Source organism: Actinoplanes awajinensis subsp. mycoplanecinus (assembly GCF_001509495.1).
Lineage (GTDB): Bacteria > Actinomycetota > Actinomycetes > Mycobacteriales > Micromonosporaceae > Actinoplanes > Actinoplanes palleronii.
Genome location: NZ_LLZH01000037.1, coordinates 21596 through 44872, shown reverse-complemented (window position 1 = coordinate 44872; position 23277 = coordinate 21596). Strand labels below are relative to the sequence as shown.

At 70.7% G+C, this 23277-nt stretch carries 16 protein-coding genes; 13 read left to right on the top strand and 3 right to left on the bottom strand.

Annotated elements, in window-relative coordinates; genetic code table 11:
- Window positions 1-3 precede the first annotated feature (3 nt).
- A complete protein-coding gene (locus ADL15_RS08105) occupies window positions 4-744 on the bottom strand; it encodes an SDR family oxidoreductase (protein WP_067686442.1) in 741 nt (246 codons plus the stop codon).
- An 83-nt stretch (window positions 745-827) separates the two neighbouring features.
- On the opposite strand from ADL15_RS08105, the gene ADL15_RS56380 reads away from it, so the two are divergent.
- From ADL15_RS56380 to ADL15_RS08045, 12 genes are all read left to right on the top strand, one after another.
- Window positions 828-1397, top strand: a complete 570-nt coding sequence (locus ADL15_RS56380; protein ID WP_067686439.1) for a GNAT family N-acetyltransferase — start codon at window positions 828-830, stop codon at window positions 1395-1397.
- Window positions 1398-2532: 1135 nt separating this feature from the next.
- Window positions 2533-3375 (top strand): IS5 family transposase, encoded by an 843-nt coding sequence (locus tag ADL15_RS08095; protein WP_067686436.1) that lies wholly within the window; start codon window positions 2533-2535, stop codon window positions 3373-3375.
- Window positions 3372-3806, top strand: coding sequence for a hypothetical protein (locus ADL15_RS08090; RefSeq protein WP_067686434.1), 435 nt, complete (start codon window positions 3372-3374; stop codon window positions 3804-3806). The genes ADL15_RS08095 and ADL15_RS08090 overlap by 4 nt, the downstream gene beginning before the upstream one ends.
- Window positions 3807-4152: 346 nt before the next feature.
- Window positions 4153-9135, top strand: coding sequence for a sensor histidine kinase (locus ADL15_RS08085; protein ID WP_067686431.1), 4983 nt, complete (start codon window positions 4153-4155; stop codon window positions 9133-9135).
- A 2-nt stretch (window positions 9136-9137) separates the two neighbouring features.
- Window positions 9138-9689, top strand: a complete 552-nt coding sequence (locus ADL15_RS08080) for an RNA polymerase sigma factor (RefSeq protein WP_067686717.1) — start codon at window positions 9138-9140, stop codon at window positions 9687-9689.
- The gene (locus tag ADL15_RS08075) at window positions 9686-10717 is read left to right on the top strand and encodes a hypothetical protein (RefSeq protein ID WP_067686425.1); all 1032 of its coding nucleotides are present in this window, start codon (window positions 9686-9688) and stop codon (window positions 10715-10717) included. Before ADL15_RS08080 ends, ADL15_RS08075 begins: the two co-directional genes overlap by 4 nt.
- Window positions 10718-10843: 126 nt before the next feature.
- Window positions 10844-12001 carry an ROK family transcriptional regulator gene (locus ADL15_RS08070; RefSeq protein ID WP_232343955.1) on the top strand — a complete coding sequence of 386 codons (1158 nt, stop codon included), beginning with the start codon at window positions 10844-10846 and terminating at the stop codon, window positions 11999-12001.
- Entirely contained in the window at window positions 11998-13506 is a 1509-nt protein-coding gene (locus tag ADL15_RS08065) for a sugar ABC transporter ATP-binding protein (RefSeq protein ID WP_067686421.1), read from the top strand. The genes ADL15_RS08070 and ADL15_RS08065 overlap by 4 nt, the downstream gene beginning before the upstream one ends.
- Window positions 13503-14522, top strand: a complete 1020-nt coding sequence (locus tag ADL15_RS08060; RefSeq protein WP_067686419.1) for an ABC transporter permease — start codon at window positions 13503-13505, stop codon at window positions 14520-14522. Before ADL15_RS08065 ends, ADL15_RS08060 begins: the two co-directional genes overlap by 4 nt.
- Window positions 14503-15543: a substrate-binding domain-containing protein gene (locus ADL15_RS08055; RefSeq protein WP_067686416.1), complete on the top strand. Its 1041-nt coding sequence runs from the start codon at window positions 14503-14505 to the stop codon at window positions 15541-15543. Before ADL15_RS08060 ends, ADL15_RS08055 begins: the two co-directional genes overlap by 20 nt.
- Window positions 15544-15551: 8 nt before the next feature.
- Window positions 15552-16757 carry a Gfo/Idh/MocA family protein gene (locus tag ADL15_RS08050; RefSeq protein WP_067686415.1) on the top strand — a complete coding sequence of 402 codons (1206 nt, stop codon included), beginning with the start codon at window positions 15552-15554 and terminating at the stop codon, window positions 16755-16757.
- Window positions 16754-17758 (top strand): sugar phosphate isomerase/epimerase family protein, encoded by a 1005-nt coding sequence (locus tag ADL15_RS08045; RefSeq protein WP_067686413.1) that lies wholly within the window; start codon window positions 16754-16756, stop codon window positions 17756-17758. Before ADL15_RS08050 ends, ADL15_RS08045 begins: the two co-directional genes overlap by 4 nt.
- 439 nt (window positions 17759-18197) lie before the next feature.
- Here the strand turns inward: ADL15_RS08045 and ADL15_RS08040 are convergent, their stop codons facing one another.
- Together ADL15_RS08040 and ADL15_RS08035 are read right to left on the bottom strand one after the other, a co-directional pair.
- A complete protein-coding gene (locus tag ADL15_RS08040; RefSeq protein WP_067686411.1) occupies window positions 18198-19355 on the bottom strand; it encodes a cytochrome P450 family protein in 1158 nt (385 codons plus the stop codon).
- A gap of 274 nt (window positions 19356-19629) precedes the next feature.
- Window positions 19630-21897, bottom strand: a complete 2268-nt coding sequence (locus ADL15_RS08035; protein WP_067686408.1) for a putative bifunctional diguanylate cyclase/phosphodiesterase — start codon at window positions 21895-21897, stop codon at window positions 19630-19632.
- A gap of 298 nt (window positions 21898-22195) precedes the next feature.
- Here ADL15_RS08035 and chvE point away from each other — a divergent pair, with 298 nt between their 5' ends.
- Window positions 22196-23272, top strand: a complete 1077-nt coding sequence (chvE, locus tag ADL15_RS08030) for a multiple monosaccharide ABC transporter substrate-binding protein (RefSeq protein WP_067686406.1) — start codon at window positions 22196-22198, stop codon at window positions 23270-23272.
- Window positions 23273-23277 lie beyond the last annotated feature (5 nt).

The window sequence follows — 23277 nt, the reverse complement described above, 5'->3', positions numbered from 1 at the left end:
GGCTCACCCCAGCTCGGCGAGCCAGTCATCGAACGTCTGCGTGCCCCGGATGCCCGGGCCGGCAGGGAGATTGCCCCCGGTGGCCATCGCCTTGCCGGCCCTTCCCGGCATCGGGACGCCGAGCACCAGCTTGCGCGGGCCGTGCCGCTTGGCGACCTGGCGCACCAGGTCGGCCATCTGCAGCGGCTCCGGCCCGGCGATCTCCGGTGCCTGCCCGCGCGGCTCACCCTCGGCCAGCCGGACCAGCTCGGCGGCCACCTCGCGGGCCGCGACCGGCTGGCTGAGCATCTTCGGCACCACCGCGACCGGCCCGCCCATCCGGGTCAGCGACTGCAGCGCGAACTCGTGGAACTGCGCGGCCCGCAGCACGGTGGCCGGCACGGCACCGGCCAGCGCCACCTTCTCCTGGTTGAGTTTCGCCTGGTAGTAGCCCCACTCGACACGGTCAACCCCGATGATCGAGAGCAGCACGTGGTGCTTGACCCCGGCCCGCTTCCCGGCGTCCTGCAGCGTCCGGGTGACCGTCTCGAAGAACCGGGTCGCCACGCCGCCGTTCACCGTCTCGATGTTCGACACGTCGATCACCACGTCGGCCCCGCGCAGCGCCTCGTCCAGGCCCGCCCCGGTGGTCAGGTCCACCCCGCGGGACCGGGCGATCACCACGACGTCGTGCCCGGCCTTCTCGGCCTCCGCCACCACCAGCTTGCCGACCCAGCCGGTACCACCGGCCACCGCCATCCGCATGACATCTCCCTCGTACCGTTCCGCTTCCGGGACATGGACGATCCGGCCACCGCGAATGTGACAGCCTGCGTGATCATGGTCGGGTGGAGATCACTACCTGGTATCTCGAACAGTCCGATCCGGCCCAGATCCGCCGCGGCAGCGCCCCCGCCGTACCGGTGGAGGTCGTCCGCGCCGAGCTGCCCTCCCCGGAGCTGAGCCGCTTCCTCTACACCGCCGTCGGCGGCGACTGGTCCTGGACCGATCGCCTGGCCTGGACCTGGCAGCAGTGGCAGGACCACCTGAACCGCCCCGGCCTGGAGACGTGGGTCGCCTACGTCCAGGGCACCCCGGCCGGCTACGCCGAACTCGACGGCACCCACCCCGGCGAGGTCGAGATCGTCTATTTCGGCCTGCTCCCCGGCTTCACCGGCCGACGCCTCGGCGGCTACCTGCTCGCCACCGCCCTGGAGAAGTCCTGGTCCCTGGGCACCCGGCTACCCACCCCCACCCCGGTCCAGCGAGTCTGGCTGCACACCTGCAGCCTGGACGGCCCCACCGCCCTCTCCAACTACCAGGCCCGAGGCCTGACCCTCTACCGCACGGAAACGGAGACGGCAGAGGTCCCCACGGAACAGCCCGGCCCCTGGCCCAACGCCCACCGCCCCCACTAACCCCGCGCCCCGCGCCCCGCGCCCCGCGCGCACAGTCCCCCAGGCCCCGGTCCCCCGGTCGCACGGTCCCCCGGGTCCCGGTCGCATGGGCACCGGTCGCATGGGCACCGGTCGCCCGGTTCAGTGCCCGATGTCCGCGCCTCCACGGACAACTACTACCGCCCCGCCGCTCCCTCGCGAGGCCGCTCCCACTCCCGGCCGCAGCGCGACCCACCGCTCCCGGCTGGTTGTCAGGGGTGTCTCGAAGGCTTCGAGACACCCCTGACAACCAGCCACCCCGCCGCGTCCTTCGGGCTGGCGCCCATCGTGGTATCAGCGGCGTCGACACCACCATGGGCACCAACTGGACGTGCTCAATGCCTATTTTGATCTCGCTGGGCCCCGCAACGTCGGGGTGACAGCCGTCGCATTCGTGTGCAGGTGGTGGGGCCGTCGTTGCGGACCGGCGTGTTCGAACGCTCGGTGTTATCCAACGGTCGGCGTGGGCGCTCGATGCCGGTAGGGCGGCAGGAGCCCGCGCTCGATACCGGTGGGGCAGCAGGGGTCCGCGCTCGATACCGGTAGGGCAGCAGGGGTCCGCGCTCGATACCGGTAGGGCAGCAGGGGTCCGCGCTCGATACCGGCGGGGCGGCAGGAGCCCGCGGTCGGTGCCGGCGGGACGGCAGGGGTCCGCGGTGGGTCGGGTTCAGGGGCGGTGGTGGTCCGCGGTCGGGTTGTGCGTGCGTTTACCGACCCCGGGCGGGCGGCAGGCGCACGCGATCTGGAAGTGCGGACGCTGGCCGCCCTTCCCAGAGGCATCCGATCGGGCGTCGTGCGCCGTCGCCGCCGGGATGTGCGGGACGGGTAGCCGCGTTCATCGTGCCCGGCGTTCCCTCAGGCAGGCATCATGTCCACCCCGCGGGGTCTGTTGTACCCCCGGGTCCGGAGCGCACCACCGTGCACTCCCCAGCACCCGGTGTCACCCGCGCCACCGCCCGGACCGCCCGCACGCTCAGCGTTGCCGGCTGGCCCTCAGGGGTGCCTCGACGGGCTTGAGAGGGTGTTTTGTGGGCTTTCTTGCAGTTCGGTATCGCTCGATGGGTTGGTTCTGGGCTGTGTCGATGTCTGGGGTGCGGGGGCTCGCGTTGGGCTGGGTGTGGCGGAGCGTAGGGCGTATCCGAGTGATCTGAGCGATGAGCAGTGGGCGCGGATCGAGCCGTTCCTGGGGGCGTGGAAGAGGAAGCGTCCGTCGGCGTCGGGTCATCAGGGCGGCTATGAGCTGCGGGAGATCGTTAACACGATCATCTATCAGAACCGGACGTCGTGTCAGTGGGACTATCTGCCGCATGATCTGCCGCCGAAGTCCGCGGTTTACTACTACTTCGCGTTGTGGCGTGATGACGGTACTGACCAGGTCATTCATGACCTGTTGCGGTGCCAGGTCCGGGAACGGGCCGGGCGGGCGGAGGACCCGTCCGCGATCGTGCTGGACACCCAGTCAGTGCGGGCCGCGAACCATGTTCCGGCGGCCACGACCGGGTTGGACGCGGCGAAGAAGGTCCCGGGCCGTAAACGTGGCCTGGCCGTGGACACCCTCGGGTTGATCATCGCGGTGGTGGTCACGGCCGCGTCGGTCACCGACAACGTGATCGGGGTACGGCTGTTGGACAAGGTCGTCGAGTACACCCCGACCGTCACGAAGGCCTGGGTGGACGCGGGGTTCAAAGACGACGTCGAGATCCACGGCGCTGTCCTGGGTATCGGTGTTGAACAGGTGAAACGCACCGACAAGACGCCTGGGTTCGTGCCGGTCAGGAAACGATGGGTGGTCGAACAGACCAACGGAACCCTGATGATGCACCGCCGGCTGACGCGTGACTACGAAACCCGGCCCGCGTCCGCACAGTCACGCGTCTGGTGGGCGTCGACGGCGAACCTGTTACGCCGGCTGACCGGCACGGCCACGCCGTCCTGGCGAGACGCCCCGGCCTCGGGGTGACCCTGCCCTCGCTGCTGGACCTGATCGCCGGACGCGAAGCCGCCGCTGCGATCGCCGCCGCACGGCTACGCGATCAGATCACCGCGCTCACCGACGAACTCGACGCCGTCGAAACCGAACTGACCGAACTGGAGATCACCCGTAAGACACTGAGCAGACTCAGCGGCGAAACCGGCCCGCCACCATTGGACGCGACCGTCGCCAGCGACACCTACCAGCAGATCCTCGCCATCTTCGACGCCGCAACCAGTCCACTGAGCGTCAAGGACGTCTGCCGCGCCATGAACACCGGCATCCTGGCCCGACATGTCGAAACCATGCGCGCCAAACTGAAACGCCTGGTCACACGCGGCATCCTCGCCGAAGTCACACCAGGCGCCTTCAGCTTCGCCCCAGCACCACCCGCCAGCCCCGCTGACCAGGGCACCTAACCCAACCCCAGTAGCAAAACCACCATAAGACTACAAAACATCCTCTGAGACAACCCTCAACACCAGCCCACACAGCACGGCTGGCCCTCAGGGGTGCCTCGACGGGCTTGAGACAACCCTCAACACCAGCCCGCGCGGCACGGCTGGTCGTCAGGGGTGCCTCCCCGCCCTCGAGGCACCCCTGAGGGCCAGCCGGGAACCGGAACGTGCGCCGGGCCGGTGAGGACGCCCCGACCACCACCTCGACCTGTTCCATGGCGACCTTTTGACAAGCCCGGTCCGACCTTTTGTTTATTGCTACGTCAAATGAGAGAAAAATTGTGCTAGAAGTAGCATCATCCGGTATGTGGGTGAGGAGCTGTTGTACCAGAGTGACCGGACGCAGGTCACCCGCCGCACCCCACCCGGCGGCCCCAGTCTGATCACCAAGCGCGCCACCGGTCCCGGCGCCACCCGCCGCGTCGAGCACGAACGGGCCGTCCTGGAGCGACTCGCCGGGCTGCCCGGCGTTCCGCGTCTCGCGGCGCACCAGCTCCGGCACAGCGTGGTCCTCGAGGACGACGGCGGCGCACCGCCACCGGGCGGGCCGATGCCACCGGCCGATCTGGTCCGCACCGCGCACGCCCTGGCCACCACGCTCGCCGGGGTGCACCGTGCCGGGGTGCTGCACCGCGACATCACCCCGGCCAACATCCTGCTGACCCCGGACGCTCCCCCACTGCTGATCGATTTCGACCTGGCCCTGCCCGGCGCCCCGAAGCCAAAAGAAAGCACGAAGCCGGAAGAAAGCACGAAGCCGGAAGAGGCAGGCACACCGGAGCCTGAGCCGGAGCACGGCCCGGTCGGCACCCTCGGTTACCTGGCGCCGGAGCAGACCGGCCGCACCGGCCTGCCCACCGACCGCCGTGCCGACCTCTACGGACTCGGCGCCACCCTCTACACCCTGGCCACCGGCGCGGCGCCGTTCACCGGTGCCGACCAGCTGGAACTGGTCCGCGCCACGCTCGTCGACACCCCGCCGGCCCCGGATCTCCCGCCCCGGCTCGCCGCCGTGGTGATGCGGCTGCTGGAGAAGGACCCGGACCGGCGCTACCAGAGCGCCGAGGGCCTCGCGCACGACCTGGCGCGCGCGACCGCCGACCCGGACGGCACCTGGGAGCTGGCCGAACGCGACTTCCCGGCGTTCCTGGCGCCACCGGCCACCCTGGTCGGCCGGGATCCGGAGATCCGTACCCTGGCCAGCGCCCTGGACCGCGCGATGGCCACCGGCGCACCGGCCGTGCTGGTCAGCGGCCCGCCCGGGATCGGCAAGAGCGCCCTGGTGCAGACCCTGCGGGCGCCGATCACCGACCGGGGCGGGTGGTTCGTCGCCGGAAAATACGATCAGTTCCGGACCGGTACGAACAGCGGCGGCATCGCAAGACTGCTCCGCTCCCTGGCCCGCCTGCTGCTCGCCGAGCCGGAGCAGCAGGCGGCCGGCGACCGTAAGCGCCTGCTCGCCGCGCTCGGCCCGAACGCCCCGGTGATCGCCGGCGTGATCCCCGAGCTGGCGACGTTCCTCGGCATCGCGTCGACAGCCGGCCCGGGTGACCCGCTGACCGCGCCGGCCCGGCTCAGCGTCACGGTCGCCGCGCTGCTGCGCGCCGTGGTGTCCCGCCGCCACCTGGTCGTCCTGATCGACGATCTGCAGTGGGCGAGCAGCTCGTCGCTGCGGCTGCTGGACGGGATGCTGGCCACCGGTCCGGTCGCCGGGCTGCTGCTGGTGGCCACGTACCGGGACGAACAGGTCGGGCCGGATCATCCGCTGGCCCCGCTGCTGGCCCGCTGGCAGCGCGACGGCGTGGCCGGCCCGCCGGTCCGGCTGACCGGATTGGATCGTCCCGGCCTGACCGAGCTGGCCGGGACCGTGCTGCGTCTCGCGCCGGAGCCGGTGGGCCGGCTCGCCGACCTGATCGGGCCGGCCGCCGGCGGCAACCCGTACGCGACCGTGGAACTGATCAATGCGCTGCGCGCGGACAACCTGCTGACGGCGACCGAGGACGGGTGGTGCTGGGACCCGGCCGACGTACGGACGTTCGTCGCCCGGCACCGGCTGCCGCAACTGCTCGCCGCCCGCCTGGAGCAGCAGCCCGCGGCCGCCCGGCGGCTGCTCGCCGCGCTGACCTGTCTCGGCGCGGACACCCGCCCGGAGCTGCTGGCGTCCGCCACCGGCACCCCCGCGGACACCGTGGCCACCCGTCTCGCCCCGGCCGTCGCGGACGGGTTGATCACCGTGGCCGGTGCGATCAGGTTCCGCCACGACCTGGTGCTGCAGGCCGCCCGGGACGGGTTGCCGCACGCCGAGCTGGACCGGCTGCAACTGGACATGGCCCGCCGGCTGGCCGCGCACGGCGACTATGAGCAGGAGGCCGCCGAGCAGTACCTCGCGGTCGCCGGGCTGATCGGCTCGGACGAGGAGCGCCGGACCGCGGCCGCCCTGCTGCACCGGGCCGGGCGCCGCACCGCGCAGATGACCAACTATCCGGTCGCCGAGGAGCTGCTGTCGGCCGCCGACCGGATCCTGGCCCCGATGACCGGACCGGCCGACCTGACCGCCCGGGACGCGGTGGCGGTGGACCGGCACGCCGCGCTCTACTGCCTGGGCCGGCACCTCGAGGCCGACCGGATCTACCGCGAACTCGCCGCCCGCGCACCCGGTCCGATCACGCTGGCCGGTGCCACCGCCGTACAGATAAACAGCCTGACCCAGCGGGGCGAGTGCCGCGCCGCGATCGCTCTCGGTCTCGACGCCCTGCGGCGCTTCGGTGTCGAGCCGCCCGCCGACCTGGAGGCGGACAACCAGCGCGCGGCCGCCCGCCTGCGCGACTGGGTGGTCAGCGCGGGACCGGCCTACCCCGACGTGGAGACGGACGACCCGGAGATCGTGGCGGTCGGCGGGATCCTGAACCGGATGCTGGCGCCGGCCTTCCTGATCGACCCGGTGCGGCACGCCTGGCTGGTCCTGCGGGCGCACACCCTGTGGCAGCGGCACGGCGTGTGCGCGCCGCTGGTCAGCACGATGGGCGTGGCGATCTGCGTGACCATCGGGCTGCTCGACGACTACCGCAGCGGGTACCTGCTGACCCGGCACGCCCTCGAGGTCGGGCGCGCCCACGGGTACCAGGCCGGTACCGCGCTCACCGCGTACATGCACCTGATGCTGGCTGCGCACTGGCTGGAGCCGCTCGAGGAGATCACCGACGCGGCGCAGCAGACCCGCGACGATCTGCTGGCCGCCGGGGACGTGCAGGTCGCCGGGCTGCAGGCGGTCCGGCTGCTGGCCCTGCTGCTGGAGACCGAGGACTCGCTGGAGACGTGCGCCGAGGAGACCACCGCGGCGCTGGCTTTCGCCGAACGGACCGGCAACCGCTACGCCCGGCTGATCGCTCACGGACACCAGCAACTGATCCGGGTGCTGCGCGGGCGGACCGGCGCGCCCGGCTCGTTCGCCGGCGCGGACTTCGACGAGGCGGCCTACCTGGACGAGGTCGCCGGGTATCCGCCGGCGCTGGCCACCTACCACCAGACGCGGGCACTGGCCGCGCTGCTCGGCGACGACCCGGCGGCGTTGGACACGCACTCGGCCGCGGCGATGGCGCACAGCGGGGCGATCCGCGGGTTCTACGTCTCGGCGCTGGCCCGGGTGACCCGCTGCCTGAGCCTGGCCGGCACGTCGTCCCCGGAGTCCGCGCCGGAGCTCGGCGACGCCCGGGACTGGCTGGCCCGACGGGCCGCCGACGCTCCGCACAACTTCCGGCCGCTGCTGCTGCTCGTGGACGCCGAGATCGCCCGCGCGCGGGGTGACACCACGACCGCGACCCGGTGCTTCGACGAGGGGCTGCACACGGTCACCGGCCGGCCGTGGCATCACGCGCTGCTGGCCGAGCGGGCCGCCCGCTTCCACCTCGAGCTGGGGCTGATCCACACCGGTGAGCGGCTGTTGTCGGAGGCCTGCGACGCGTACCGGGCGTGGGGCGCCGACGGACCGGTGGCACGTCTGGAGACCCAACACCCCTTTTTGCGTACGACGGTGAGCAGCGGCCCTGGCGGCGGAGCCGATCACCTGGACCTGATGGCGATCCTGCGCGCCTCGCGGGCTCTGAGCTCGCAGACCACGCTGGCCGGGCTCACCGCGCAGGTCGGTGACGTGCTGAGCGCGATGACCGGCGCCACCGACGTACGCCTGGGCCTGCGCCACCGCGACGAACCGGACTGGCACACCACGGCGGTCACCGGCTCGGCCGGCACCGGCCTGCCGCTCTCCGCGGTCCGGTACGTGCAGCGCACCCACCAGCCCCTGCTGGTCACCGACGCGACCGAGGACGACCGGTTCGCACATGATCCGTACCTGAAAGGTCTTGCTGTTTGTGCTCTGCTGGTGATCCCGGTGGTCTGTCACAACGCTGAGGCCGCCGTGCTGGTGCTGGCCAACCACCGGCAGCGCGGAGTGTTCTCCACCGGCCGCCTGGCGAGCGTCGAGCTGATCGCCGGGCAGCTGGCCGTCTCGCTGGACAACGCCCTGCTCTACGACTCGCTGGAGAACGAGGTACGGGCCCGCACCGCCGAGCTGGCCGACCGCAACCGGCAGCTGGAAGCCGCGAACCAGCTGAAGGCCGACCTGATCGGCATGCTCGGCCACGAGATCAACAACCCGCTGGGCAGCATCCTCGGTTACCTCGACCTGGTGCTCACCGGTGATCCGCTGCCGGCCTCCGCCGCGGAGCTGATGGTCCGGGTGCATCGCACCACCCGGCGGCTGACCGGCATCGTGGACGAGGTGCTCGCCATGGTCAGCATCGACGCCGGCCGGCTCACCGCGTCGCCGAGCCCGGTCCGGATCGCCGAACACATCGAGGCGGCGCTGGGCGCCACCGCTGCGACCGAGGTCGCGGTCTCCTGCCCCCCTGACCTGACCGCGGCCGCGCAACCCGGCCACCTCGACCAGATCCTCACCAACCTGATCAGCAACGCGGTCAAGTACGGCGGCGGGGTCACCGCGATCGTCGCGCACGGCGCCGGCCCCGGCCAGGTCGTCGTCGAGGTCTCCGATCGCGGGCCGGGTGTCCCGCCGGACTTCCGGGACCGGCTCTTCGACAGGTTCGCCCGGGCCGCCACCACCGCCGGCAAGGTCGCCGGCACCGGCCTGGGCCTGTACATCGTCCGCGAGCTGGCCCGGGCCAACGGCGGCGACGTGCACTACCGTCCGGCCCGGGTCCGTGGCTCCGATTTCATCCTCACACTTCCCTCGGCCGGGCCTGTCACGATGGGTGCGCATCCGGACATGAGGTGACCGTGAGCCCCGACGACCATTTCCGGCAGACGTACGCCGCCGACTTCCAGCCCCTGCTCGGCTACGCCCTGCGCCGGGTCGAGCAGCCCGCGGACGCGGCCGACGTGGTGGCCGAGACGTTCCTGATCGCCTGGCGCCGCCGCCACGAGATGCCGACCGGCCCGGAGACCCGCCTCTGGCTGTACGGCGTGGCCCGCCGCGTGCTGGCCAACCACCATCGCGGCGGCATACGCCGGCAGCACCTCGGCGAGCGGCTGCGCCGGCGGCTCAGCTCGGTGGTCCCCGACCCGGCGAACGAGGTCCCGGAGCGTCTCGCCGTGCACGACGCGCTGGCCCGGCTCGGCGAGCTGGATCGTGAGGTGCTGACCCTGACCGTGTGGGAGGGGCTGGAGCCGCGCGAGATCGCCGAGGTGCTCGGGGTGAACGCGGCGGCGGTGCGTACCCGGCTGTCCCGGGCCCGCTCCCGGCTGCGGGAACTCGTCGGTGACGATCTCGGCCCACCCGGACATGTCTTCAGCGTCCTGACCGTACCGACCCCGAAGGAGGGCCGATGAACGACGACCGCCTGGACCGCCTGGTTCGCGACGCCGACCCGTACCGTCCCGACCTGATCGATCTCCGCGGGGCCGAGCACGAGCTCCTGGAGGAGATCATGTCCATGCCCGTTCCGCTTTCCCAGAAGCGCCGCTATCTCGTCCCGATCGGTGCCGCCGCCGCCCTGGTCGGCGTGATCGGCCTGGGCGCGGTGAGCCGTATGCAGACCGATACCGACTACAAAGCCGGTGGACCGGCCGTGTCGGCGAGCAAGTCGGGGCTGACCCTGCAGGCCACCGAGTCCAGCCCGCGGCTGCTGATCGACGAGCCCGGCTGGGCGCCCACCGACGTCTCCGGCTTCGCCGACCACAGTGGTGACATCTTCTGGGCCAAGGGTGACCTGGTCCTCGACATGACCTGGTACCCGGCGTCCGCGTACCAGAGCTACTACGCCGACCGGCTGCACGTCAGCAAGCCGGCGCTCGGCAAGGCCGGTGACTGGCAGGGCAACATCTTCACGTACACCGAGGACAAGGACTACGCGATCATGCTGCGGCCGCGCGACGGCATCTTCGTCGAGCTGCGGGTCAGCCAGGGCCCGTGGACCAAGGCGACGTTCGACGCGCTGCTGCCGAAGATCAAGCAGGTGGACGCGAAGACCTGGCTGGCCGCCATGCCCGCCGCGATCGTCACCCCGGACCGGATCGAGTCGTCGGCCCGGGAGATCCTCGCCGACGTGCCGGTGCCGCCCGGCTTCGACGTCGGCTCGCTGGACGGCATCGGCACCAACTCCAAGTACCACTTCGGCGCCCGGGTGATCGGCCAGGTCGGCTGCGCCTGGATCGCCGAGCTGCAGCGCGCGAAGAACACGGACGACGACGCCGCCGCCGAGAAGGCCACCGACGCGATGGGCTCCAGCCACGACTGGCAGATCCTGAAGTGGATGGCCGGCGAGGGCGCCTGGGCACAGGGTTTCTGGCAGATCGCCGACGAGGTGGCCGGCGGTCACGTCCCCCGCGACTACCGGACCGACCTCGAGTGCGCGTGAATCGAGCGCGGTAACTTTTGCACGGAGCGACAAAAGTTCTGTCTACTTCGTACAAAGGTCTGGACCCGGGCAACAGAAGCGTCCTAACGTGACGGCGAACACACCGCGAAAGGTGAGGTGTCCGTCGTGTTACCGATTCTGCGCGCGCTCCGGGATGACGGGCCGGTCTCCCGGGCCGAGCTGGGCGACCGGCTCGGGCTGACCCGTCCGAGATTGACCAGTGAGGTCGGCCGGCTGGTCAAGGCCGGCTTCATCGCCGAGGCCGGGATGGCCGCCTCCCGCGGTGGGCGCCGGTCCACCCTGGTCGAGCTGCACCCGCGACTGCGGTTCGCCGCCGTCGACCTAGGCGCCGACTCGATCGACGTCGAGGTGGTCAACGGGCGGATGGAGACGATCGCGGCGTACCGGGAGGCCGCGGACATCCGCAAGGGACCGAAAGCGATCCTGCACCGGGTCAGCGAACTGCTCGCCAAGGCCCGCGTCGAAGGAGCTCACGACCGGCTCGACGGCGTCGGGATCGGGGTGCCGGGCCCGGTCAGCTTCCGCGACGGGGTGCCGGTGTCGCCGCCGATAATGCCCGGCTGGGACCGCTATCCGGTCCGCGAGTTGCTGGCCCGCGAGCACGGCTGCCCGGTCGTGGTGGACAACGACGTCAACATCATGGCGGTCGGCGAACGGCACGGCGGGGTGGCCCGCTCGGTCGACGACTTCCTGTTCGTGAAGATCGGCACCGGGATCGGTTGCGGCATCCACCTGTCCGGCGACGTCTACCGCGGGGTGGACGGGTGCGCCGGCGACATCGGCCACATCCAGGTCGACGCGAACGGCCCGGTCTGCTCGTGCGGCAACACCGGCTGCCTGGAGGCGGTGTTCAGCGGGGCCGCGCTGGCCCGGGACGCCCTCGCGGCGGCCCGGTCCGGCGCCTCCCCCGCCCTGGCCGAGCGGCTGGGCCGGTCGCGGGTGCTCACCGCCAAGGACGTCGCGGACGGTGCGGCCGAAGGTGACGTGGTCTGCATCAGGTTGATCCGCGAGGGCGGTCGCCGGCTCGGGGGTGTCCTGGCCGCCCTGGTGAGCTTCGCCAACCCGTCGATGATCGTGATCGGGGGCGGGTTGGCGCAGCTCGGCCACGTGTTGCTCGCCGAGATCCGCAGCGTGGTCTACCGGCGCTCGCTGCCGCTGGCCACCGGCAACCTCCCGGTGGTGCTCTCCGAGCTGAGCGGCCGGGCCGGCGTGACCGGCGCGGCTGTGCTGGCCAGCGACGCGGCGTTCGAGCAGGTGCCATGAGCACCGTCCTGGAACTCACCGACGTGGTGAAGACGTTCCCCGGCGTCCGCGCGCTCGACGGCGTGCACCTGGAGGTCCGCGCGGGTGAGGTGCACTGCCTGCTGGGTCAGAACGGCGCCGGCAAGTCCACCCTGATCAAGGTGCTCGCCGGGGTGCACCGCGCCGACTCCGGCACGCTGCTCTGGCAGGGTGAGCCGTTCGCACCGGCCTCGCCGCAGGCCGCCATGCGGGCCGGCATCGCCACCATCTATCAGGAGCTCGACCTGGTCGACGACCTGTCCGTCGCCGAGAACGTCTTCCTGGGCCACGAGCCGAGCCGGGCCGGCTTCACCCGGCGCCGCACCGCCGCGGCCGCCACCCGCACGATCATGGCGAGCCTGGGCCACCCGGAGATCCCGCCGGGCCGGCTGATCAAGGACCTGCCGGCCGCCGGCAAGCAGATCGTCAGCATGGCCCGGGCGCTCTCCCACGACGCCCGCCTGATCGTGATGGACGAGCCGAGCGCCGTCCTGGCCCACGACGAGGTCGGCAACCTGTTCCGGATCATCCGGGAGCTGACCGGCAACGGCATCGCGGTCGTCTACATCTCGCACCGGCTCGCCGAGATCCGCGAGATCGGCGACCGGGTCACCGTCCTCAAGGACGGCCGGACCACCGCCGCCGGGCTTCCGGCCGACACTCCGACCAGGGAGTTGGTCGGCAAGATGACCGGAAGACCTTTTGAGTACGACTTCCCGCCGCGTGCCGGCGCCGACCCGGACACCGAACCGCTGCTCGTCGTCGACGGGCTCAGCCGGGCCGGTGAGTTCGCCGGGGTCAGCCTCACCGTCCGGCCCGGTGAGATCGTCGGCATCGCCGGGCTGGTCGGCTCGGGGCGCTCCGAACTGCTCGAGACGATCTACGGCGGGCGCCGCGCGGACACCGGGACGGTCACCCTGGACGGCCGCCGGATCACCAGCGTCGGCACGGCCGTGGCCCGGGGCATGGGCATGGCCCCCGAGGAGCGCAAGAGCCAGGCCCTGCTGCTCGACGAACCGGTCTTCAAGAACATGACCCTGGCGTCGTTCACCGGTTTCGCCACGGTCGGGTTCACCGGAGCCCGCGACGAACGGGCCGCCGCCCGGCGCACCGCCGAGCAGCTGGACCTGCGCCCGCGTGACGTGGAGCGCCCGGTCCGCACGCTCTCCGGCGGCAACCAGCAGAAGGTGGTGGTCGGCCGCTGGCTGCTCGGGCACACCCGCTTGCTGCTGCTCGACGAACCGACCCGTGGCGTCGACGTCGGTGCCCGGGCCGAGCTCTACCGGGTGATCCACGACCTGGCCGCCGGCGGTGTCGGCGTGCTGCTGGTCTCCAGCGAGGTGCCCGAGGTGCTCGGCCTGTCCGACCGGGTGCTGGTCATGCGGGAGGGCCGCGTGATCCGCGAGGCGCCGGCCGGTGAGCTCGACGAGGACGCCGTGCTCGACCTCGTGATGGCGGGGTCGCTGATGGAGGGAGAGGCCGCGTGACCGCCGGAACGGCGCTTGCCAAGCCGCATCGATTCGACGAGAACGTCCTACGCAACCTCGGCCTGGTCGGAGTACTGGTCATCCTGGTGATCGTCGGGATCGTCACCAAACCCGAGCTCTACTCCGACCCGGCCTGGGTCAAGAACAACATCTTCGTGATCCTGCAGCAGGCGTCCGCGATCGGCGTGGTCACGGTCGGGATGACCTTTGTGATCATCGGTGGGGGCATCGACCTGTCGGTCGGGGCGATCATCGCGCTCGCCGGGGTCTGGTCCACCACCCTGGCCACGCAGAGCTACGGCGCGGTCGGGATGATCTTCACGGCGTTGGTGGTCGGCATCGCCGTGGGACTCGTGAACGGCGTGCTCATCGCGTACGGGAAATTGGTTCCTTTCATCGCGACCCTCGCGATGCTGGTCGCGGCCCGCGGTCTGGCCGCGCAGATCTCCGGGAAACAGACGCAGGTCTCGGCGAACGACACGATCAACAGCATCGCCAGCACCAAGGTGCTCGGCATCCCGACGCTGGTCTGGATCCTGGCGGCGGTCGTGGTGGCCGGCTGGGTGCTGCTGAACCGGACCACGTTCGGCCGGCGCACGGTCGCGGTCGGCGGCAACCCGGAGGCGGCCCGGCTCGCCGGGATCAACGTCAAACGGCACACCCTGCTGCTCTACATGCTCTCCGGCCTGTGCTGCGGGATCGCCGCGATCATGCTGACCTCGCAGGCCACCAGCGCCCAGGCGGCGATGGCCAACCTCTACGAACTCGACGCGATCGCCGCGGCGATCATCGGCGGCACGCTGCTCTCCGGCGGCCGCGGCACCATCGTCGGCGCCCTCTTCGGGGTGCTGGTGTTCTCCACCATCACCAATCTGTTCGCCATCAACAACCTCGCCAGCGAGGTTCAGAACATGGTCAAGGGCGGCATCATCGTGGCCGCCGTGCTCCTGCAGCAGTTCCGCTATCGCTCTCTCACCAACCTCCTCAGGAGGAGAAATGACCGTGATAACCCGTAGGCGGGCCCTCTTCGGTGGCGCGGCAGTCACCGCAGGCGTCGCCCTCAGCGCGTGCACCAGCAACGATCCGGGCACCGACGCCCAGGTCAAGACGGATACCAGCGACAACGCGAACGCCGCGGCCGGCAGCAAGGTGATCATCGGCTTCTCCGCTCCGGCCGCCGACCACGGCTGGATCGCCGCGATCACCAACAACGCCAAGGCACAGGCCGCCGCGTATTCCGACGTGGAACTGCGCTCGGTCGCGGCCGGCGCGGACGCCGCGGCGCAACGCTCGGCCCTGGCCACCCTGATCGCCCAGAAACCCACGGTGATCGTGCTGCTCCCGCACGACGGCAAGGAGCTGAACGCGTCCGGCCTGGAAGCCATGCGGGCCGGCATCCCGGTGGTCAACCTGGACCGGGCGTTCCCGTCCGCGGCCGCCTACCGGCTGCAGATCAAGGGTGACAACTACGGCATGGGCCTGGCCGCCGGGCAGTACATCGGCGGGCAGCTCAAGTCCAAGGGCGTCAGCAACGCGATCATCGGCGAGATCCCCGGCATCGACTCGCTGGAGCTCACCCAGGAACGCAGCGCCGGCTTCAACGCCGCCCTGGCCGTGTTCGGCTACAAGGTCGCCAACCGGCGGCCGGCCGAGTTCACCGCCGACTCCGGGCAGGCCGCCGCGACGTCGCTGCTGCAGGCCCTGCCCAAGATGGACGCGCTCTGGAACCACGACGACGACCAGGGCATCGGCGTGCTGGCCGCGATCAAGCAGGCCAACCGCAGCGAGTTCTTCATGGTCGGTGGCGCCGGGTCCAAAGCGGCGATCGACGCCATCAGCAAAGACGATTCGGTGCTCAAGGCGACGGTCACCTACAGCCCGTCGATGGCCTCCTCGGCGATCAGCCTGGCCCGGCTGATCGGGCAGGGCAAGGGCATGTCCGACCTGGTGGAGCTGCAGGTGCCCAAGGAGATCACGCTCGCCTCCGAGACGATCACCAAGGAGAACGCCGCCAAGTACGGCAAGCTCGGCTTCTAGGGGGTTTCATGGCGCAACCGCTACGGGTCGGCATGGTCGGATACGCGTTCATGGGCGCCGCGCACTCACAGGCGTGGCGCACCGTGAATCACGTCTACGACCTGCCGTCGCCGGTTCAGATGCAGGTGGTCAGCGGCCGCTCCGCTCCGGCGGTCGCGGCCGCGGCCCGCCGGTTCGGCTGGTCCGACCACACCACCGACTGGCGTACGCTGCTCACCCGGGACGACGTCGATCTGATCGACATCTGCTCGCCGGGTGACACGCACGCCGACATCGCGATCGCCGCGCTGAGCGCGGGCAAACACGTGCTCTGCGAGAAACCCCTGGCCAATTCGGTGGACGAGGCCCGCAGGATGGTCGCGGCCGCCGAGGCGGCAAAAACATCAGGGGTACGAGCGATGTGCGGCTTCAACTACCGCCGCGTGCCGGCGGTCACGTTGATGCGGGACCTGATCGCGGCCGGACGGCTCGGCACCATCCGTCACGTCCGCGCGTGCTACCTGCAGGACTGGATCGTCGACCCGGAGTTCCCGCTGGTCTGGCGGTTGCGGAAGGAGGTGGCCGGCTCGGGGGCACTGGGTGACATCGGCGCGCACATCGTCGACCTGACCCAGTTCGTCACCGGCCGGCTGGTCACCGAGGTGAGCGCGCTCGCCGAGACGTTCGTCAGGTCCCGGCCGCTGCCGTCCGCGTCGGCCGGACTGTCCGCTCTTTCCGCGGGCGGCGTGGTCGAGCGCGGTGAGGTCACTGTGGACGACGCCGTGCTCTTCCTGGCCCGGCTCGGTGATCAGGTGGTGGCCACCTACGAGGCGACCCGGTTCGCGACCGGCCGCAAGAACGGGCTGCGCGTGGAGATCAACGGTTCGCTCGGCACGCTGGTGTTCGACGTCGAGCGGATGAACGAGCTGCAGTTCTACGACCTGGACCGGCCGGTCGAGGAGCAGGGCTTCACCCGGATCCTGGTGACCGAGCCGTCGCATCCGTACATGGCGGCGTGGTGGCCGCCCGGGCACACCATCGGGTACGAGCACACGTTCACCCACCAGGCCCACGACCTGGTCCGGGCGATCGCGGCGGGAGTGGACCCGACGCCGTCGTTCGCCGACGCGCTGCAGGTGCAGCTGGTCCTGGACGCGGTGTCCCGGTCCGCCGAGACGTCGTCCTGGGTCACCGTCGAGTCCGCCATCGTCGATCCTGTTGAGGAGCGAGTATGACCCGGCCGATCACTCTCTTCACCGGACAGTGGGCGGACCTGCCGTTCGAGGAGGTCTGCGAGCTCGCCTCGGGCTGGGGCTACGACGGCCTGGAGATCGCCTGCTGGGGCGACCACCTGGACGTCGCCCTGGGCGCCACCGACGCCGACTACATCGCCGGCCGTCGCCAGATCCTGGACAAGTACGGCCTGAAGGTCTTCGCCATCTCCAACCACCTGACCGGCCAGGCGGTCTGCGACGACCCGATCGACCAGCGGCACCAGGGCATCCTGTCCCCCGCGGTGTGGGGCGACGGCGACCCGGAAGGCGTCCGCCGGCGGGCCGCCGCCGCGCTGATGGACACCGCCCGGACCGCGGCGAACCTGGGTGTCGACACCGTCGTCGGCTTCACCGGCTCGTCCATCTGGAAGTACGTCGCGATGTTCCCGCCGGTCTCCCAGGAGGCCGTCGACGCCGGCTACCAGGACTTCGCTGACCGCTGGAACCCGATCCTGGACGTGTTCGACGAGGTCGGCGTCCGCTTCGCCCACGAGGTCCACCCCAGCGAGATCGCCTACGACTACTGGACCACCCGGCGCGCCCTGGACGCCATCGGCCACCGCCCCGCCTTCGGCCTGAACTGGGACCCGTCCCACTTCATCTGGCAGGACCTGGACCCGGCCGACTTCATCCTGGAGTTCGCCGACCGGATCTACCACGTCGACTGCAAGGACGTGAAGCTCGCGGTCGGCAACGGCCGCAACGGCCGGCTGGGCTCGCACCTGGCCTGGGCCGATCTGCGCCGGGGCTGGGACTTCGTCTCCACCGGCCACGGTGACGTGCCGTGGGAGCGGTGCTTCCGCGCCCTCAACACGATCGGCTACACCGGCCCGATCTCGGTGGAATGGGAGGACGCCGGCATGGACCGCCTGGTCGGCGCCCCGTCGGCCCTGGAGTTCGTCCGCAAGAACCTCTTCGACGCCCCCACGGCCGCCTTCGACGCCGCCTTCACCTCCCACTGACCAGCCGCGCCGGACCGCGCCCACCCCAGACCGCGCCGCGCCTCCCCACCCCGGCTGGTGCTGAGGGGTGTCTCAAGCTCCGCGAGACACCCCTCAGCACCAACCGACCACCACGAGCTGGCGCTCAGGGCTGCCTCCCACTCACCAAGACAACCCTCAGCACCAGCACGCGGACGCCCACCGCCCCGCCAGTGGCGAATGTGCTGCCATTCCGCCGGGGTCAGGGCCGACGTGTCAGCCTGGTTGAGCGGAGTGTCGAGCCGTGTGGCACGCGGCCCGGAACCGGCGGACGTCCGTGGCCGGGAGCTCCGGCTCGCGGGCATGCCGGAACCCGGTCGCACCCCGCTCCAGACGAAACACCCGCTCATGATGCCGCAACGAACACCAGCTCATGGCGCCGCAACGAACACCTGCTCACGGCGCGGCGACGAACACCAGCTCATGTGGCCGCGACGGTGATCGGCAGGGCGGTGAGGCCGTGCATCAGCAAGCCTGAGCGCCAGCGTAGGTCCTGCCAGGGCACCGTGAGGTGGACGTCCGGGTGGCGGGACAGCAGGCGGCCGAGCGCGATCTGGGCCTCCATGCGGGCCAGCGGCGCGCCCAGACAGAAGTGGATGCCGTGGCCGAACGCCAGGTGGCCGCCGTCCACCCGGTCCACATCGAACACGTCCGGGGCGGTGAACCGCTGCGCGTCCCGGTTGACCGCGAGCAGCGACACCAGCACCTGCTCCCCCACCGGGATCGTCACCTCGCCGAGGGTCAGCGGCCGGGTCGTCACCCGGTACGTCGTGGTCGCCGACGGGCTCGCCAGCCGCAACGTCTCCTCGATCGCCGCCGGCACCAGCCCCGGGTCGTCCAGCAGCCGTTTCTTCTGGTCCGGGTGGCGGCACAGCAGGTAGACCGCGTTCCCGATCAGGTTGACCGTCGTCTCGTGTCCGGCGATCAGCAGCAGGATCGTCATGGAGACGAGTTCGTCGGAGGAGAGCCGGTCCCCTTCTGCCGAGACCAGCGCACCGAGCAGGTCGTCGGTCGGCCGCGCACGCTTGCGATCGAACAGCCCGCGCAGGTACCCGACGAGGTCCCCGATCGCCTCGGTGAATTCCGCAGTCCCGAACTGACCGAGAATGATCGTGTTGGACCAGCCCCGGAACGCCCCCCGTTCATCGCCGGGGACCCCGAGCAACTCGCAGATCACCTCGAACGGCAGCGGGAACGCCAGCGCCTCGATCAGGTCGCCCGGGGATTCCAGGCCGTCGACCAGCCGGTCGGTGATCTCCTCCACCCGCGGCCGCAGCGCCTCGATCCGCCGGGCCGTGAACGCCGCCGTCACCAGCCGCCGCAGCCGGGTGTGGTCCGGCGGATCCCGCAGCAACATCTGCGTCGCCATCGCGGCCTGCAGCTCCGGCGGCAAGCCGTCCACGGGCTGCCGTTTCGACAGTGCCGGGTCGGCGAGCACCTGCCGTGCCTCGGCCCACCGGGTCACCATCCAGAACGCCACCCCGCCCGGCGTCACCACCCGGTGCACCGGCCCGTCCCGCCGCAGCTCCGCCAGCGCCGGATGCGGATCCGCCTGATACTCCTCGCCGAACAGCCCCATACCCGGCAACGTAGACGCTGACCGCGATCAATGCCGCCCCTCCTCAGCGTCCTCAAAGGATCAGAAAGCGAGAAGTGCCGGTTCCCGGCTGGTTTTGAGGGGTGCCTCAACAAGCGGGAGGCACCCCTCAGAACCAGCCGAAGCAGGAACACGCGCCACGGCCCGGAGTCCCAGCCGCCTCGCGCCCGCCGCGCAGGCGCGGGCTCGCACGCGCGCGGGCGCGGGCGGGGAGGAAGGGAGGTGGGTTGCGAAGGTGATCGAGCGGCGGGTGGGATCAGGCGGCGAGGGTGGCGATCTGGTGTGAGCGCAGCCACCGCGTTGTCGTCGCGGCGTCCTGCGGCCGGGCGATCCCATACCCCTGGGCGATGTCGCACCCGTACTCATACAGCTTGGCCAGAGTCGCGTCGTCCTCCACCCCCTCCGCGATGATCCGCATGCCGAGGCTGTGCGCGAGCTGGACCGTGCTCTGCACTATCGCCGCGCTGCGCGGATCGGTGGTACACCGGGACACGAAGGCCCGGTCCAGCTTCAGGTCGTCGACCGGCAGGACCTGCAGGTACGTCAAACTCGAGTACCCCGTCCCGTAGTCGTCGACCGCCAGCTTGATCCCCATCCCCCGCAGCTGGCCCAGCAACGCCAGCGCGTGATCCGCATCGGTCATCAGCACGCTCTCGGTGACCTCCAGCTCCAGCGCGCTCGGTGGCAGGTCATACCGTTCCAGCAGCGAAGCCACCTGCGCCGGGAACTCCGGGTCGCGCAGGTTGGAGACGGACAGGTTCACCGCGACCGAGATCGGCAGCCCCTCGTCGTGCCAGCTGCGGATCTGACGGCAGGCCAGGTCGAGCACGGCCGCCGTGACGTGCCGCATCAGGTCGGCGCTCTCCGCGGTGTAGAGGAAGTCGTCCGGGTAGATCAGCCCGCGGACCGGGTGCTGCCAGCGGACCAGCGCTTCCACGCCGCACACCTCGAGCGCCGAGCCGACCAGCACCTTCGGCTGATAGTGCAGGACCAGCTCGCCCCGGGCCAGGCCGGTACGCAACTCCTCGAGCATGGTCAGCCGGGCCCGCGCCTGGTCGTCGAGCCCGGTCGCGAACGTGAGCCCGTCGTGGCCGTTCTTCGCGGCGTACATCGCCACGTCGGCGCGGCGCAGCAGGGTGGGACGGTCGGTGCCGTCGTCCGGGTAGACCGCGATACCGACGCTCGCGTCCACGTGCAGGTCGACCTCGGGGAGGGCGAACGGCTCGCGCAGCGTACACAAAATGTTCTCGATGATCGTGCCGGCCTCGCCGGCGTCGCAGCCCGGCATGATCAGCCCGAATTCGTCGCCGCCGAGGCGGGCCAGCAGCACGCCATCGGGTAGCGCGGCCCGCAGCCGGTCGCCGACCATCCGCAGCAGGCTGTCGCCGACGTCGTGTCCGAAACTGTCGTTGACCTCCTTGAACCGGTCCAGGTCGACGAACGCGACGGAGAGGCACGGCTCGCTCCCGGCGATCGCCCGGTCCAGGTGCTCGATGAAGTGCCGGCGGTTGGCCAGCCCGGTCAGGTCGTCGGTCCGGGCCTGGCGGCGGGCCGCGCCGAGCGCCTCGGCACTGCGCACGCTGAGGATCATCCGGAGGATCGCGGCGGCCACCGCGATCCCGGCGAGGCAGCTGCTGACCGGGGGCGCCAGGTGGTCGGCGAGCGCCTCGTAGACGAGCAGGGCCAGGCACAGCAGGGCCAGCCCGGACGGAACGGCGGTGCTCACCCACAACCCGGCCGCCGGCCCACCAACCGAGGGGACCGAAGAAACAGCCGGCAAGGAGGCCCGCGACGACAAAGGCGACGAGGACGAGGCCGCCAGCGCCAACAGCGTCAACCCGACCGTCCAGGTCAGGTCGATCCAGGTCGGCCACGGGTCGATGCCCTGCCAGATCAGCATCATGCTGAACGCGTCACCGGTGGCGAACAGCGCCATCCCGGCGATCATCAGGATGATGGTCCGCTCGGCCCGCCAGCCGCAGAGCGCCCAGGCGCCGAGCAGGCAGCCGGCCACCACGATGTCGGAGACCGGGTACGCGGCGTTGACCGCCACCCCCACGAGCGTGGCCTGCGGGGACGGATCCACGGTCGCCAGCAGCGGTACGGACACCAGCGCGGAGACCGCCCCGGACGCGATCACCCCGTCCAGCCACGCGGCGGTGCTCAGCCGGGGCAGTCGCCGGCGCAGCAGCAGCACCAGCGCGACCGCGAAGCACGGGTAGAACGCCAGCCACATCCCGTCGGCCGGGCTGACCAGCGGTTCCGGGTCGAGGTCACGGACGACCAGGTACCAGTAGACGTTTGCCACGCCGTACGCGGTCATGCCGGCGGACAGGAAGCCGAAAGCGGCCCGGTCCGGACCGGGGTTTCGCCACGCGCGGCCGGCGACCAGCAGACCTGGCAGCAGGTACACGGCGTTGAGGACCAGCCCGGCGAACAGTGTGCCGTCGAGGGACAGGGCCATGACGGCCACCTGCGCGAGCAGCAACCCGCCCAGGATCCACCACGCCACCGCCCGCCGCATACCCGCAGTATCGGGAACCCACGACCGATCTTGAGACAGATTCGCACCGATTCGGCACTCCGCGACACCGGCCGGCAGCCGACCATGCCGGATGTGGATATCGCTTGCTACACCTCCGCCTGGTACGTCTGCCATCCGGACGGCGCGCTGAGCGCGGAGTCCTTCTCCGGATGCTCCGAAGCGTCGACGAAGATCCAAAAAACGAGGTCCGGCAAGAAGAAAACGACGAAAGGACCGGAATAGGTCTCATATCCGTCCGGCACGGCTGAAGATGGGGACCTGAGAAAGGGAGATCCCCATGCGCTGGTTCGTCGTCGGGATAGTGGTACTCGCTACGGCCACCGCCTGCGGTAACGCGGCGGAGACCGCGGTCAGTCAACCGGATCGCGGCACCATCGGGATCGCCATGCCGACCACCAAGTCGGCCCGCTGGGTCGGTGACGGCACGAACATCAAGCGGCAGTTCGAGCTGCTCGGCTACCAGACCGACATGCAGTACGCCGAGGACGACGTCGACAAGCAGATCAGCCAGATCAGCGGCATGATCAAGAGCGGGGTCGAGGCGCTCGTGGTCGGTGCGATCGACGGCACGGCGCTCAAGGACGTGCTCGCCAGCGCGGCGACCGCGGACATCCCGGTGATCTCCTACGACCGGCTGATCCGGGACACCCCGAACATCACCTACTACGCCACCTTCGACAACTTCAAGGTCGGCGTGATGCAGGCCGGCGCGATCGTCAAGGCGCTCAAGCTGACCAGTACCAAGGGCTCGGACAACGTCGAGCTGTTCGCCGGGTCGGCCGACGACAACAACGCCACGTTCTTCTACAACGGGGCGATGAGCGTGCTCAAACCGCTGATCAAGTCCGGCCGGCTGCGCGTGGTCAGCGGCGAGGTCGCCTTCAAGACGGTGGCCACCCAGCGCTGGGACGGCGCGGTGGCGAAGAAACGCATGCAACGTCTGCTCGCCGGTCCGCTCAGCGGCAAGCGGGTGGACGCGGTGCTCTCCCCGTACGACGGCCTGACCCGCGGCATCCTCGAAGCGCTCGAGGAGAAGGGGTACGGCAAGGGCGCCAAGAAGCTCCCGGTCACCACCGGCCAGGACGCCGAGTTGGAGTCGGTGAAGCTGATCGTGTCCGGCAAGCAGACCGAGACGGTCTACAAGGACACCCGGGAACTCGCCAAGGTCGCCGTACAGATGACCAACTCGCTGCTGCTCGGCGGCGTGCCCGAGGTCAACGACGAGAAACAGTACGACAACGGTGTCAAGGTGGTGCCGACGTTCCTGCTCCAGCCGGTGAACGTGGACCGCTCCAACTACCAGCGGGTGCTGGTCGACGGCGGCTACTACACAGCCGACCAGCTGGCGGGGTGAATCGG